The sequence below is a fragment of the Microcoleus sp. Pol1C5 genome, from assembly GCF_036701115.1.
Classification (GTDB): domain Bacteria; phylum Cyanobacteriota; class Cyanobacteriia; order Cyanobacteriales; family Microcoleaceae; genus Microcoleus.
This window is the reverse complement of the sequence record NZ_JAUBQE010000012.1, coordinates 56973-72005: the sequence shown is the minus strand read 5'-3', so window position 1 is coordinate 72005 and position 15033 is coordinate 56973. Positions and strand designations below refer to the sequence as shown.

The following is a 15033-nucleotide window of genomic DNA, read 5'->3' as shown; positions in this document are numbered from 1 at the left end:
TCGCGAGCCGCATGAAAGATATCTTTTGCGTACATAGCTTTACGTCACGATTTGTCTCAGTTCTTACTTATAACTCAGGTACGCTTCTTTTGGGTAAAAATTCGAGAATGTTTACTGCTAAAGCATTACCCAATTCTCTCGGTTCCAGCTTATGCAGCCCGCCCCCATACACGCGCCCCTCGCCCATTAGCGCCTCATCAGAAATGCGATCGAGCGCCTGCCACACCTTTTTGAGCAATTCTGGCTTATTCAAAAGCACTTTGGCAAGAGCAGGTTTAGGATACAACATCAAATATACATTGGTAGCCGTAGCCATTGAATGATTCAGAATAAATCGAAAAGGTTTACCTCTACCAGTATCCTGACGACCCATATAAGTACAGAGGAAGGGCGAAGGAGGACGCTTTTCTTGCGAATACCAGGGAGAGCGATGCTTGCACAGGTAGCGATCGCAAATTCCCTGCCTTACTCCCATCTGCAAATATTCCCAAAGCGACGGATACTTAGCTTTCACCTCCAAAGGGGGCGAATCGCACGATAGTAAGAATAACCGACAATCGAGAATCGGATTTCCCAAGCGATCGCCCTCAATCTCATCAACTGATAACAGCCGGGGACTAGGCAAAACTGGCTTGAGAAATTCAAGAGGCAATTGGTAAGCAGAAACTTGCTCTGGTGTCAACACAAAAAAATTGTTTGCTCCCGTCGCCAGCCCCCGTTTGATAGTGAATAAGTCCTTAAGTTTCAAGGGCTGTTCTTGAGAATTCACACTACCAGACATCAGTCCAAACTTAGTCCACTTAGCTGCACTGCGTAGCGACTCCACCGACACGATCAGCGACATTTTAGATGCTGTCAAACTCCCTCCATAGGTAAACTCAACAGCATGATTAGCAGGTGGCAAAGCTTTCTTAAACCAAACCACTGCTGACGTACAGAGTGCATCTTCAAACTGCGCGTCAGCAGCATCGAAACAGTGAATTCGCAGCAGGGTAACGCGATTTAGCAAGTAATCTTTAATTTGCTGTCCGTAATTCACATCCATAAATCCACTGGGAATCAGCCACCCCGCTAAGCCGCCAACAGCCATACTCGCATCCGCAATGCACAAGAAATGGCAGTAAAGACTAGCCAACTGACTGAGTTTGACTCCCGCTATTTGCTGTGCTAGCTGTTGCAGCCGCAGCTTTTCAATTCGGTTCAAATGATGGTGCCGGACATAGGGGGGATTGCAAATTACTAAGTTAGCTTTTGCGTCGTCAGAGTCAGGGGGTGTTGCCTGGGTAAAGTCAGCGATATTTAGATGTAGCGAAGTGTCACTCCAAAGCTTAATCGCTTCGTTCCCGTAATGGGGGTCAATTTCATAGCCGACTGCTTTAACAATCTGCGATCGCGGAAATTGCTGCAATAATGCCGAGTAAAAAGAACCTGTACCAAAAGCCGGGTCGAGAAAACGAATCTTAATGTCTGACGGCAACAGCATTGAAGCATATTTGAGGATATCTGCTGCCAATACAGGAGGCGTAGCAAACTGACCTAGCTTATTTCGCTGAGCCTGAGTTCTAGCTCCATCCAGTTGCGATTGCCGCAACATTCGTGCCAATTCAGTTTTCGCAGTTACATTCATATCCCGAACAGCCCCAAATCCTCAATCCGATGTTCCCAAACCCAATCAATTCCTTCGGCCGCTTCGTAACCCAAATAGCCACTGTCAAAGTAACCGCAAAGAAACAAAATAAAACGCACGTTATTGCCGTAGCTACTCCTCAATTGAGTCATTTTAATAGCTTCTTCCTTGCGTCGCTTATTGGGATTAGTATAGTCACCGGCAGATTTCGCTTCAATCAGTAACGGGAATTCACCAGGACTCGAATTAATTGGCGCGATCGCAACGTCAATAGGGATATTAATTTGTTTGCTGCCGGACTGTAAAAGTACCGGGATATTGAGCCGAAACGAGAAAGTCCCAGGCTGCATGGTTTCAAAACTTAATCCGGCTCCTCCTCTAACATAGGAATAATCGCGCTGTTCCAACCATTGCTTAATCATAGCAAGCTGCCTTCGTTCTTGAGCGTTACGAACAATCGGGTCAGAAATAGCACCGCAAAGGCGATCGGCAACAATTGTCGCTGCTCTTTGAACTTCAGCCTCCGTTGGCTGCTGTCCGCTTTCTAGCCAAGGAAAAATATCTTTGTCAAGTAGCCGTGCAATAATTTGACTGATTTTTGTTAGTTCAGCATCCAGAGTTGCAATGTCTGCCCGCGGCGGAATTCGTTGTTTCTCTTCCATATTTTTGACCAGGTTTTGCGAGACTCCTGCTAAACCGATCAGGCGATCGCGCGCAATTGGCGGCGCTGCCGCCATGCGTAAAATGGGCAAAACCTCTGGATGCTGTCGCAGTAATGCGGACGTGATGTTGGTCAGATTGGCTGTCTCTGCTAAGGCGGATTCAACTTGTTGAGTTGTAGCAATGCGAGTGTCGCGGTAGGCTTTTGGAGCGAACTGCATGAACCAATTGTTATAGAAGTCTACCGACAGGGCAATATCGGGTTTCCACAAGTGTGGTTTGTCGGCATTAACTGGCACTGCACCTCCTCTAATAGCGACCCTCGCCTAAATAGCTTAGATTGCTGGAACGTCTCTGTTGTATTATCCACCAAGCGGTTGCTCTTGAAGCGGATTTAGTTAACTAAACCTGCGCGAAGGGCTCTGACAGCAGCTTGAGTGCGATCGTCACAAGACAATTTGTTGAGGATGTTACGTACATGAGTTTTCACAGTACCAAGGGAAATGTATAGCTGCTTGCAGATTTCCTCATTGCTGCAACCTTCGACAATCAGCGCTATAACCTCTTTTTCTCGTTCTGTTAAAGGGTTTGCCATTAACAACTGACTGTACTCTGGCTCAACTCCATTGATTGACACAGTGGAAGTGGGGGCTTTGTTAACAGCTTCCTTGAAGGGGTTATTCATGCGAGCCAAAACGATTCTAGCAATTGAAGAATCGATCCAGTTTTCGCCAGCATTTGTCTCAACAACAGCTTCCACTAACTTTTCAAAACTTACATCTTTCATGCAGTAAGAGTCGGCTCCCGCTGCAAAAGCTGCCAGCACTGATTCCTCGTTATCCTGCATCGTCAAAATCAACACTTTCGGTTGGTTATCTACGCTTGGAGCTTTGGAAGTTTGTACGTATTCTTTGAATCTTTTTGTCAATTCAATCCCATCTACCAACCCCGGTAGTCCGATATCAACTATCGCTACATCAGGCCGGGTTTTCTCCAGTAAAGTTATCCCTTGTAGACCGTTAGCTGCTTCTCCGATAAATTCGAGTTCTTCGCAGTCTTCTAAAGCTGCTTTGATTCCAGCCCTTGTCAGGTGGTGGTCTTCAATTAAGGCAACGCTAATTTTATTCATGGTTGGTTTGTTTAAAAAAGGGACAATTGTACTTCATGGACAGGGGTGTGTCCAAGGTAGAACGTATGCGTTCTTTTGTATCCAAACAAAACTTTTAGAGCGAGATGGGAAGCCGTACAGTAAATGTGCTGCCTTGGCCCACCGCTGATATCACGTCAATGCTGCCAGAGTGGGCTTCTACAATCCGGCTTGACAAGTGCAGCCCCAGGCCGCAACCTGCTCTAGCATGGTTTCCGGGGCGGAATCGTTCAAACAACGAAACTTGTTCTGAGGCTCTGATGCCGGGGCCGGTGTCTTCTACGGTAATATTTACCCACTTGGCATCTGGACGAACAACGATTTTCACACAACCAAAATCGGTGAATTTAATGGCATTTCCGACTAAGTTGGTGATGACTCGGCGGAGTTCGAGGCGATCGCCTTCAATCCGTAGTGGTTGCGGGTCAGAGTCGTCGAAAGTTAGGACAAGTCCTTTATCAATAGCCACAGCCTCCTGTTCCTTAACGACTTCTTTGACCAGTTTTTTGAGGTCAAAGGGTGCGATCGCCAGATTTTTGCAACCAGATTCAAACCGGTGAACCTCTAGTAAAGTATTGACTAACGAAAGCAAATTTTGGTTACTGTTGCCGATGGTTGCGATCGCCTCTACCGCTTGAACCGGCAGTTCACCGAATTTCCCTCGTTTGAGTAGGGTCAGCATTCTATCAGCGGCAACTAGGGGAATCCGCAAGTCGTGGGTAAGACGAGCCACAAAATCCTCTCGCGCCTTTGTCACTTCCTGCATCGCATCTATACTGTGTTTGAGCCGGAGGAGGCTGCGGACGCGAGCCAGCAACTCATTTACCTGGATGGGCTTGCAAACGAAATCGTCAGCGCCCAAGTCTAGTCCATCTGCTATGGTTGTTGAGTTGTCAGCCGCCATTAACAGGATGGGGATAAAGGGAAGTTGAGGATTTGAGCGAATTCTGTAAGTTACTTCGTAACCGTCTACTTCTGGCATGATTACATCCAACAGGAGTAAATCAGGTGGCGACTCCTTGACCTTAGCTAAAGCATCAAGCCCGCTGGAACTCGTGCTGACGCAGTAGCCTTCTTCAGAGAGAATAGCCTGCATAATAAATAAGTTGTCAGTTGTATCATCAACCGCCAAGATTTTACTGCGTTTATCTCTCATTGCCCTGGATTTCTCTCCCGCCTCCATCCAAAGCTTACGAACGAGTCCATATCTTCTGAGTCAGCCTTTTGGCGGATAAAACTTAAAAACTGTTGATAATCTTGAAGCTGCTTGGATTCTTCCAACTTTCGCTGCTTTCTGATTCGCAGCAAGTAGTCTTTGAGGCGAGCGTACCGCCATCCAACATGGAACCCCAGATCGTAGATTTGAGGGATTTTCGGATTCGCGGTCGCGTTGAGTAAGGTTTGTGCGACGTTTGGCGAGCCTTCGTCAGAAATTGTTCTCCTGCTTTTTTTTCCATCCCTGCAACCTTTCCAAAACTCTTGGCTGCTAGTTGAAGTATGGATGGAAATCTTGTACTCTTGCAGCGTCGTTTCAAGCCAATCTAAGTCTTGTTTTCTGTCGTTTGAGAGTGAATCGTTAGGCTGATACTTGTTCCAAGCGCGCGCTAAAGCATTTAGCGACTTTTGAAAATCTGCCAAAAAACAGTCTAACAGGTTTTGATACTTTGCCGGCGGTGAAAGTCGGCTGTAGTTTGAGAGAGTGTGACTTTGTGGCATAACTGTCAACATAAGCCAAACAGGGTTTGAGTTTGCTTTTTTCGGTTTCATCTCTATGTCTCTAACCTATCAACTGCCAAGCTAGATCGAATTCTACCTAAAAGCTGATTTTTCATTCACTGTTGCAAAGCTAATAATTTTTCTTTCACTGCCACTCTTGGTTAGAATTGTTAGCTCGACTTTTCTTTTTACATAAATAGTTGTGCCGTCCCGTTCGCGATCGCCTGTATCACACCGATCGCAAAAAAAAATATTCTCTCGATTAACACAGTATCCTTCACAAAAACTTAAACTTTGTCTCTCAACAGCCAGGGTAGAAATAATATCAAGCCCTGTACTCCGCGCAATCGCGCCGCTCGCCCAAAGTATAGCTAGGGACTAGGGGAGCTCTTACTAGGGAGTAGGGAAAAAACGAACTAGAACCAATGGTTTCAGGAACTTGGAATATCCTAACCGCCTTGTCGTTTGCTGTATGAAAGCGTCCGCTAGAAGTCGCATATTTAATTCCTCAGAAGTGTCCGAACGTTTCTGTCTTTGAATGGGTACGACCATCCCTTCAATGCCGGAACTTCTTCTCTAGAATCCGGTTGCATGGATTAGGCAGAATGCGGCATTGCCTTTGTTTTTTCTAATCTACTAAGAGGGATTCTAGCTCTCTTAGAATTTTTTGGAGGCGCTTCTGCTTCTTGGGATCGCTCCAAGCTTTGGACTTGTTCGCTTTTGTTAAAGCTCCCTTGATTTTTGTTTTCAGATTTTCTTCCGGTTCTTCTTCCGAAGTACCTGCCTTTAACTCCGCGATGCGTTCTTTAATCTGAGTTAAAGATAGACCTTCAGCGATCGCCGCCTCTAGAAGCGACTTTCTTGCCTGCTCGTCTTTTACTTTGGCGATCGCTCGCGCCTTGGTATACTCTATCTGACCTCGGCGGAGGGCTTCTTGGATGTCTGACGGCAGCTTCAGCAGTCCCAGTCTATTGCTGACGAAAGACTCCCATGACATCCGCCCCAATTCGCTAAAAACCTTGACGACTATTTGCATTTCATGATGAATGATAACGTTATCATTCATTCTCTGTAAGTCATTTTGCATCCGGTAGAGTAGTCGCACCACCTCTTCTATATCGTATTCAAGGTGATGGGAGAGCAGTTGCAAGATACCCTCGGTTTCTTCGACTGGGTTGAGATCTTCCCGCTGGAGGTTCTCAACTAATGCAACGCGCAGAGCTTGCTGTTGTGTCAAGTCCCGAATGATAACAGGGACTTCGACCAATCCCACTTCTTTTGCAGCTCTATACCGCCTTTCGCCTGCTACCAGCTCGTATTCTTTTTCCCCTAAAGGGCGGACTAATAGAGGTTGAAGAATTCCATCAGTTTTTACTGACTGAACCAAAGCCTGCATAGCTTGGGAGTCGAAGTATCGGCGAGGTTGAGAGGATGGAAGCTTTATCAACTCAATCGAGAGCAGTTTTTCGGCCGTCGGTTCTGCTACTTCATCATCTCCAAACAAAATGCTCAAAGAGGCCTTACCTTTATAGGGCTGGTCATTCTTACTTGACATTGAGTTTCTCCATCTTGGCGGCTAGCTGGTCTAATATTTTGACGACGGGATTTTTAGGTTCGTAAACAGCAAGCGGGACTTGTTTCTCGGAAGCATCTGCGAAAGCAGTTATGCGCGGGATGGGAGTGTAAACGGGACCGAAGGTCGTAAACTGCTCGCTCATAGCCTTGAGAGTCCGCTTGTCCTGAGAGTTGGTAGCAGCATAGCGGGAGGGAACAAAACCAGCTATCTGCAAAGAGCGGTTTCCTTTCTTTCTGATTCTCGCTACTGTTTGCAACAGGAGGTTGGTGCCCTCAAAGGCTTTGTAGTGAGTCTCAACGGGGACTAAAACGTGAGTAGCCGCTACCAGGCTGATGTAGCTGAGCAACCCTAAACTGGGAGGGCAATCTATGAGGATGAAATCGTAGTTGTCTTGAATAGGGGCGATCGCATCTTTGAGGCGAACTTCCCGAAAATCCATGTTAACCAGTTGAATTTCAGCCGCGCTGAGGTTGATGTTGGTAGGAGCCAAATCCATACCGTGAATGCCCGTGTGGATGGAAAGAGGTTCCTCATTGACAATGGCATCAAACACAGTTTTATCCAAATTCTGAGAGTCAACTCCCATGAAGAGCGTCAGAGAACCTTGAGGATCGATATCGATGAGAAGAACCTTGCGGCCTCGTAAGGAGAGGTGGTAGCCGAGATTGAGCGCGATCGTGGTTTTGCCCACACCCCCGGCTTGGTTGAACAGTGAAATTATCTTTGTCATGAATTGCCCTCCGGTAGCGTGCCACCATAGTTCCAATACGGAGTGCAAAAGGAGGCGGCGGTTAAAACTGTAAGCATATTTACACTTTTGTTGAAGTTTGGGAATGTCTGCATTTTAGGCATGAACCCTCACTATCCCCAGACCGTTTTGTAGAAAAACTATAGTTATACTCTCATATCAAGGTGATGTCTCTGAAGGCGCATTAGGAATTTTTTTATTTTTTCCCATTCGGAAAGGTAATTGCCAACAGTGACCATACCGTTGCTGTGAAAGACAACGGCAATGCGGTCGGGTGCATGAATGCTAGCAGGTGCCGCTAAATACTTCTAAGCTCGCTCTTTCATTGACTTGTAAGGATAAGGATAGTTGATTGTTACTTTGAGCGAGCCAGGAAGTACCTCTGGTTGATTAATAATGCAGTAAATGAGATATCCAGCCCGTTCCACTTCTGTCCAAGCCAGAGGCGAGAACAGGGCTGATTCACAAATGGCGCGTTTAATGAGTCGCGATCTGCTGCGGTTCTCAAACAGAGCTTGCACAAACTGCGTGGGATTGGCTATAGCAGGAGACAGAAGCTTGCAAAATTTTTTAGGATCAACTGTCCGAAGGTAATGGATAGCAGCTTGTCCATTAAATGCTTCAACTAGAGATGGGGAAATTTGCAAGTGCTGAAGTAGCAACTCAATATCTTTATCAGTATTGGTTACTGCCCATAAATTATTCTCGATCCACCCCCAAACTATCTGCTCAGCCTCTTTCTCAGTTGCTACCAAAAAGCGATTTCCTTTGTAGGTAAACCCTGATACGTGGGGCAGTTGGGGGAGAGACCAGTCGGCAAGAGCGCGATCGCTGTCCAGTAGCAATAGGACGGATGCGAGTATGTGCCTCCTGCTGTGCCGCAGCGGATCGGCGGCGGGTGCAGGCTGTCGAGAGCTGTGTTGATGGTCAAAATGCATGGAAACGCCGTTCTCCTATTAACAGTAAAGTTATTGCTTAAAGCTAAAAGCTAAAGGCTGTAAACTCAATCCGCCGTCCCTCCTAATTTCCCACCTTAAAAGTCATCGGCAAAATTAATCTTGCGGACTATTAAAACGCGATCGAGAGGCAAAACTATCGTCCGAGTGGCTGTTGTTTCTTGTAATTCCAGCTAGTTATAGCAATAGGGAAAAGGCATTTGTTCAATGGCTTATTTCCGGACAATACTTTTTGATAAAACAATTACTGGTTCAATGTTCTATGCCTTGAGAACTAAAGTTAGTTACAACTGAAGGCGTACTGAGAGCGACAAGAGCGCATGATAGGTTGGTTGCTAAAAGATCGACGCGCTTTTAGATGGCAGAACACTTATGCTTTTAAACACCATACAGAGATTTCCCCCTGACTATATCTTCAGGCTAAAACAAATAGGGCTGGCTTTTTTTGAGAAGATAGCAACAGACCGAGCAATAGCTGGAGAAACTCAAGATTTTTACCAGGGATTGCTGGCGGGATTGGATGGGGCAGTTAAATTAATAGACGAAGAAAGCGGAGTACAAACGCTTAGCCTTTTAGAAGCTAAAATAGCAACTTTTATCAATGATGAAGAAGATAATTCATCCCCACAAAGTTTAAGTTCAAGTTCAGTAGAAGGCGACTTTAAGCTATCCATTTCTAGGTTGCCTGTTAGATCCATTTCTCAACTTAGACAAATTGGAAGAGAAACCGATTGCGAACCAGATATAGAAGATTGTGTCTGCATCGGCGAGACTCAAGATTTCTATCACGGCTGCCTCGCTGCTATTGATTTTGCTCTGTCCTTAGCAGGTGAGAAATATGCCTATGCTCAAATCAGTCTGGTAAAAACTAATGCCGCCAACTTCATCGAATTAAACAAAGATTGCGAACGCCGAGTTCTTGAGCTTAAAGGCTTATCCTCCTCTTTGAGGCAAGATAAGCAACCAAAACAAAATTTGCTGGTTGGGCTGTCACAAGTCGATGGCGACAATCAAGTTGGGACGTTGGGCAGTGAAGGAGAGAGCGATGAAGCTGATGCGCGATCGACAGAAACAGGAACTTTAGAAGCTGATATACAGGAGCAAGAGTTGAAGAGCGATCGCTCTGATTCTAGCGAACTAATCGTACCTCTTGCTTTAAGCAATCCGGCTATTTTGAAATACCAGAATGAAAGTCAAGAGGGAGTACGAGAACAGTTTACAGAAGAGGTAGTAAAGCTGCCAGAAGAAGAGCGTTTAGAGCTAGAGAATCTGCTATGTAGGACTTTATTAGATGGCTGCCAACAGTTGAAGCTAGGGAAACGCAAAGTTATAGAAGATTGGACAGCATTTTTAGGGGAGGGTGAAACAATCAGGGTGATTTCAGATCGAGACAGCCACATCGTCCTGCGGATTACTTTAGAGGGTGAAGTGCAAAGCGCTCTATCTTATGGCGATGCAGAGGTATTGGGTGCAATTGTAAAAGAAAAATCAGAGGATTTGGCTATATTCTCTAATTGGTTAGAGCCGATAATTCCGAACCCGCCAGCAGGCGATTTGAATCCTGATTCAGTACCGCCAGCACCGACAATGGATATTCAGCAGGTAAAAATGGCTGAGTATATCCTGCCAACAGCTCAAAGAGCTTTTGAGTATTTACTTAATCATGCTCCCGATCGCGTGGAAGAGACTGATGAGTACACCCGCGTTCGGGTAGGAGATTTGTACGATCTTATCGTGAGAGAGTCGGAAGGGGTTTCGGTGTCTTCTCTGACTGTTTCTGTCCGAGGGGAGTTAATCAAGGTTCGCGGAGAAGATTTGATTTCAGCTCAGGATATTTCCTCTGAAGATATTGATTTTTGGGCAGTGGTTGCAGAGCAGCTAGATTGGATAGAGGCAAGGAGTAGGGATTATAAGCGATCGGAACCAGATAGTGCAAGTGGTTTTCAGCGCTGACACGTCACATATAAAATTATGATCTAATTAGTCAAGCGCGAGAATAGAGATTTAAGACCAAAGATATTGAGAGCGATCTCTCCCAAAAAAAAATCGCTCTCTACAGGTTAAGCACAATCTTGGCAATGTGCTTAGCAATAGTTTTGACAGGTAAGGAGTTTGTCTGGCATAGTGAAAGTAGAGTAACCTATCTATAGAACCCATTTGACATCTCTAAGGAGAAGCTGCCAGCCTCTTAATCATTAGCCTGATGAAACAAAGATTGAGCTTATAGCGCTTCGCGCTGGTCTAGTTATAGGTTAAAATAGAGAAAACAAGGAGAAAGATAAAATGTAATATTTTATGGCGATCGCCAGAGCGTGAAGATTTACGAGTACGTGCGCTTGACCTGATTGGGAATGGAGTATTAATCAGTCAAGTAAGCCGACTCCTGAAAATTAGTCGCCCAACACTTTATAGATGGAAACAGCAGCTTGAAGAAATCGGCTCAACGGCTTCTAAGAAGAGTGTACCCCGCCCAACCCTCTAAAATTAAAGACTAAGATAATACCAGTTCTCCAAAGTTATGCAACAGTAGCCAAAGCTGATAAAATGTACTCCCATTTTAGGACGAGTCCAAAAAGATAGCGTTGGAGTAGCAACGATCTTACTTTCTCATTTACATAATTTAGCGTTGTCGGAGACGATCGAATTACATCAATCAGCCCATACAGAATCCGCCGTTTCCGAAGCAATCGCTACCCTATGGAAAGGTTTATCTTCATCAAGTAATTCAATGGAGTCAATGGAGCAGTGCTCTAAAAGTTAAGCCAACCAATAACCGTTTGTACAAGTAGCCAAACGTTTAGCGCAACAATGATGGTCGCAACTGCCCAAGCCAAAACTTTCAACCACTTTGGATTGACAAACTCACCCATCAAGCGGCGATCGCTGGTAAACATCACCAATGGAATCACTGCAAATGAAAGCTGTAAACTCAATATCACCTGGCTGAAAACCAGCAGTTGCCCAGTACTTTGCTCGCCAAAAAACACGATCGCAATCAAAGCCGGAATAATTGCCAGCAAGCGAGTGACTAACCGCCGCAACCAGGCTGGAAGGCGAAATCTCAAAAAGCCTTCCATCACAATCTGTCCTGCCAAAGTTGCTGTCAGTGTCGAGCTTTGACCAGAAGCCAGCAGAGCCAATCCAAAAATGGCACTGGCAGCACTCACACCCAGCAGAGGAGATAGCAGCTTATAAGCATCCTGAATCTCAGCGACTTCGTGATAACCAGAGAAATGAAAGGTCGCAGCAGCAACAATTAGAATGGCAGAGTTGATGAACAGGGCAAAAGACAAAGCAACCGTCGAATCAATCGTGCCAAACTTAATCGCTTCCCATTTCTTTTCGGGTGTAGGTTGCCAAGCACGAGTTTGAATGATCGACGAATGCAGATACAGGTTGTGCGGCATCACGGTTGCGCCCAAAATCCCGATCGCAATGTAAAGCTTTTCTGGGTTTCGCAAAATTTCCCGATTCGGCAAGTAGCCCTGTAAAATTCCGCCCACATCAGGACGAGAGAATAAAATTTCTGCACCAAAACACACGCCAACGGTTGCTACCAGCGTAATAACGAGCGCTTCCACATAGCGAAAGCCTTTGCCTTGCAGGAATAGCAATACCAACACATCCAGCGCCGTGATGCACACGCCCCACAGTAACGGAATGCCAAACAGCAGTTGCAGGGCGATCGCACTTCCCAATAATTCTGCTAAATCACAGGCAGCAATGGCAATCTCACACAATACCCACAACACGAAGCTGATACGCGGACTGAAGTAGTCTCGACAAGCCTGCGCTAAATCTTTTCCTGTAGCAACCCCCAGTCGCACACAAAGCGATTGCAGCAAAATTGCCATCAGGTTTGAGAGCAGAATCACGCTCAACAGGGTGTAGCCAAACCGTGAACCCCCAGCAATATCAGTTGCCCAGTTTCCAGGGTCCATATACCCTACAGAAACGAGGTAGCCCGGTCCTGCAAATGCCAACATCTTACGCCAAAAGCCTTTAGCAGCAGGAATCGAGATACTGCGGTGAACTTCTGGCAAACTAGGAGGATGATCTGGGATCGCCATTGTTAGAGTATTTTCATAATTATTTCATAATTAACCGTACCACCTTCTACGCTCAGAAAGCCTTTAGAAAAGTTCATGCTTCCAGGAAGCGATTCAATGGGAACTGAGCCTGAGAAGGACAACTTCTCAAGCTTAAATCAGAATTAATGAATGGAATTAAGTTCTAGGGGCGTACATGATGACCAAGACACCAACCAAAGCAATTGTGGCTCCAAGCCAGTCCATGCGCTCGGGCATCATCTGATCTACTTTCCATCCCCAAATAATGGACAGGATGATGAAAATTCCACCATAAGCGGCATAGGCTCGTTCAAACTGGACTTCCCCCTGCAAATATACTTACATAGGCTCAAAAGCCTATGATTGCAAAAGTTTCAATTGTTGAGTAAAATTTCTGTAGCCATGTAGGTTATTCACGCCTGCAAGCTTACACCAATTATATTGAATCTATTGCGTTCTGCGCGATCGCCAAAACGGCTATTCCTTTAACTTGGGTACAGTTTTTTCACTCAACAATTGAAACCTATAATTGGTAAATGTTTTAGATATTTTATTGCATTTGTACGGGGGAAGTCCAGTTTAAGGCTATGGGAATGACTTGCAGAAGCGATCAATGTGGAATTCTTGCTCCTGATTGTAATTAAAGAACCCTTTTGGTAAAGAAATTGATATCCAGTGTTCTTGAGAATTTTGATCTTGACTATTTAGAACTAGGTATGTAGGGGTAAGCAATGATACATAGTCATCATCATGGACATGAACATGGAATCAACAATTACAACCGAGCCTTCGCGATCGGCATTGCACTCAACATCATTTTTGTCATTGTTGAAGCAGTTTATGGTGTCTTGTCACACTCCATCGCTTTGCTGGCTGATGCTGGGCATAACTCTAGCGATGTTTTAAGTTTAGTGCTGGCTTGGGGAGCGAGTTTTCTGGGTCGCAAGCAGCCCACTCATCGCTACACCTATGGACTCCGGGGTTCCTCTATTCTAGTTTCTCTACTCAATGCGATTCTCCTGCTGCTGGCAATGGGAGCGATCGCTTGGGAAGCGATTCAACGGTTTGGTCATCCTGAGCCGATCACAGGTGGAACCGTCATTTGGGTCGCGATAGTTGGAATTGCCATCAACACTATCACCGCTCTGCTATTTATGTCAGGACGGCATGGAGATTTGAATATTCGTGGAGCTTTTTTACACATGGCAGCCGACGCAGGCGTGTCGGCTGGAGTTGTCGTGGCAGGAGTCGCAATTGTTTTAACAGGCTGGCAATGGGTCGATCCAGTGGTCAGCCTGATGATTGTTGCTGTGGTTGTAGTTGGCACCTGGCAATTGCTGAAAGACTCAGTAAATTTAGCCTTAGATGCTGTTCCAGAAGGGATTGAACCCTTAGCCGTTCGTACTTTTCTAACAGAGCGTCCCGGTGTCGCTGAAATTCACGATCTCCATATCTGGGCAATGAGTACCACTCAGACTGCTCTTACGGTTCATCTAGTGATGCCAGACGGTCATCCTGGTGATGATTTTCTACTGGATCTGTGTCATGAACTTCATGAGCATTTTGGAGTTGAACACCCTACGATTCAAATTGAAGTCGGAAATTCTCAGCGTTCCTGTGCTTTAGCTCCTGATCGAGTTGTCTAAAGCTACCCAATCTCTCTATCATTGAGAACGATTGGGAGCCTGCTGGATTTGCTGAATATACCCCAGCGTTAGATTGTAGCTATCTTGGTCGCCTGCTTGCTGGAATAATCGGGCAGCCGTTTGTAAATCTTGTAGTGCCGCTTGCTGATCTCCAGTTTCAGCATAAAGAATGCCCCTATTACCATAAGCATCTGGGAGCTTAGGGTTAAGCTGAATGGCGCGAGTAAAATCAGAGATGGCACCTGTTGCATCTCCTAAAGTCGTTTTCGCTTTTCCTCGGTTATAGTAAGCATCAGCGTAGTTTGGCTTTGCTTGAACCGCCTGATCTAAATCACGAACGGCAGCCTGTAAATTGCCCATCTGCACTTGAATAACACCTCGATTATTATATGCCTCTGCATAGTTAGGGTTGAGACGGATCGCCTGTGTCATATCTTTCAAGGCACTGGACAAATCCCCTGTATCGGCTTTGGCTTCCCCGCGATTGTAAATGGCTCTAGCGCTGTCAGGATTAAGTTGAACCGCCTGTTCAAAATCTGCGATTGCTCGTCTAAAGTCTCCTAAGTCATGGTGTGCCAGTCCTCGATCAATATAAGCTTCGGTGTATCTTGGATTAGCCGCAATGGCTTGGGTATAGGCAGCGATCGCCCCCGATAAGTCACCTTGTCTTGCACGGGTTTGTCCTTGATTCAGTAATTCAATCGCTCTAGTTTCTGGAACCTCGGCAGCGATTGTCTTTTTAGAGAGTAAAAAGGTTGTCGTGGTGATTAAGAGCAGGATGCCACTGATGACAGTAGATTTATGGAGCCAGTTCATTGTTCAAACCCTCACAGCTTCTTTTCCTATTCTGCCTCAACATTCAAATAAGCTAGAGATTCAAATAAGCT

14 protein-coding genes are annotated in these 15033 nt (G+C 45.6%); 3 read left to right on the top strand and 11 right to left on the bottom strand.

Features of this window, described 5'->3' with window-relative positions:
• Positions 1–67 precede the first annotated feature (67 nt).
• The 8 genes from QUA23_RS09255 to QUA23_RS09220 form a co-directional block, all read right to left on the bottom strand.
• Positions 68–1627, bottom strand: coding sequence for an Eco57I restriction-modification methylase domain-containing protein (locus QUA23_RS09255; RefSeq protein ID WP_333075392.1), 1560 nt, complete (start codon positions 1625–1627; stop codon positions 68–70).
• A complete protein-coding gene (locus QUA23_RS09250; RefSeq protein WP_333075391.1) occupies positions 1624–2586 on the bottom strand; it encodes a XamI family restriction endonuclease in 963 nt (320 codons plus the stop codon). The genes QUA23_RS09255 and QUA23_RS09250 overlap by 4 nt, the downstream gene beginning before the upstream one ends.
• A 95-nt stretch (positions 2587–2681) precedes the next feature.
• The gene (locus QUA23_RS09245) at positions 2682–3416 is read right to left on the bottom strand and encodes a response regulator transcription factor (RefSeq protein WP_333075390.1); all 735 of its coding nucleotides are present in this window, start codon (positions 3414–3416) and stop codon (positions 2682–2684) included.
• 94 nt (positions 3417–3510) lie between these two features.
• The gene (locus tag QUA23_RS09240) at positions 3511–4590 is read right to left on the bottom strand and encodes a hybrid sensor histidine kinase/response regulator (protein WP_333075389.1); all 1080 of its coding nucleotides are present in this window, start codon (positions 4588–4590) and stop codon (positions 3511–3513) included.
• Entirely contained in the window at positions 4587–5150 is a 564-nt protein-coding gene (locus QUA23_RS09235) for a hypothetical protein (protein WP_333075387.1), read from the bottom strand. Before QUA23_RS09235 ends, QUA23_RS09240 begins: the two co-directional genes overlap by 4 nt.
• 628 nt (positions 5151–5778) lie before the next feature.
• Complete coding sequence (locus tag QUA23_RS09230; RefSeq protein ID WP_333075385.1) at positions 5779–6705, bottom strand: ParB/RepB/Spo0J family partition protein; 927 nt, start codon at positions 6703–6705, stop codon at positions 5779–5781.
• Positions 6695–7456: a ParA family protein gene (locus tag QUA23_RS09225; protein WP_333075383.1), complete on the bottom strand. Its 762-nt coding sequence runs from the start codon at positions 7454–7456 to the stop codon at positions 6695–6697. Before QUA23_RS09225 ends, QUA23_RS09230 begins: the two co-directional genes overlap by 11 nt.
• A 326-nt stretch (positions 7457–7782) precedes the next feature.
• The gene (locus QUA23_RS09220; RefSeq protein WP_333075382.1) at positions 7783–8412 is read right to left on the bottom strand and encodes a hypothetical protein; all 630 of its coding nucleotides are present in this window, start codon (positions 8410–8412) and stop codon (positions 7783–7785) included.
• Between the two features lie 390 nt (positions 8413–8802).
• Here QUA23_RS09220 and QUA23_RS09215 point away from each other — a divergent pair, with 390 nt between their 5' ends.
• Both QUA23_RS09215 and QUA23_RS31020 read left to right on the top strand, forming a co-directional pair.
• Entirely contained in the window at positions 8803–10383 is a 1581-nt protein-coding gene (locus QUA23_RS09215) for a hypothetical protein (RefSeq protein WP_333075380.1), read from the top strand.
• Positions 10384–10687: 304 nt separating this feature from the next.
• On the top strand, positions 10688–10912 hold the full coding sequence (locus tag QUA23_RS31020) for a helix-turn-helix domain-containing protein (RefSeq protein WP_445243484.1): 225 nt from the start codon (positions 10688–10690) through the stop codon (positions 10910–10912).
• Positions 10913–11180: 268 nt separating this feature from the next.
• Here QUA23_RS31020 and QUA23_RS09210 read toward each other — a convergent pair whose 3' ends face one another.
• Together QUA23_RS09210 and QUA23_RS09205 are read right to left on the bottom strand one after the other, a co-directional pair.
• Positions 11181–12500, bottom strand: coding sequence for an Nramp family divalent metal transporter (locus QUA23_RS09210; protein ID WP_333075379.1), 1320 nt, complete (start codon positions 12498–12500; stop codon positions 11181–11183).
• A 156-nt stretch (positions 12501–12656) separates the two neighbouring features.
• Positions 12657–12833: a YnfA family protein gene (locus tag QUA23_RS09205; protein ID WP_333075378.1), complete on the bottom strand. Its 177-nt coding sequence runs from the start codon at positions 12831–12833 to the stop codon at positions 12657–12659.
• 398 nt (positions 12834–13231) lie between these two features.
• On the opposite strand from QUA23_RS09205, the gene QUA23_RS09200 reads away from it, so the two are divergent.
• A complete protein-coding gene (locus QUA23_RS09200) occupies positions 13232–14146 on the top strand; it encodes a cation diffusion facilitator family transporter (RefSeq protein ID WP_333075377.1) in 915 nt (304 codons plus the stop codon).
• Between the two features lie 18 nt (positions 14147–14164).
• Here the strand turns inward: QUA23_RS09200 and QUA23_RS09195 are convergent, their stop codons facing one another.
• Positions 14165–14962 (bottom strand): tetratricopeptide repeat protein, encoded by a 798-nt coding sequence (locus tag QUA23_RS09195; RefSeq protein WP_333075376.1) that lies wholly within the window; start codon positions 14960–14962, stop codon positions 14165–14167.
• Between the last annotated feature and the right edge of the window lie 71 nt (positions 14963–15033).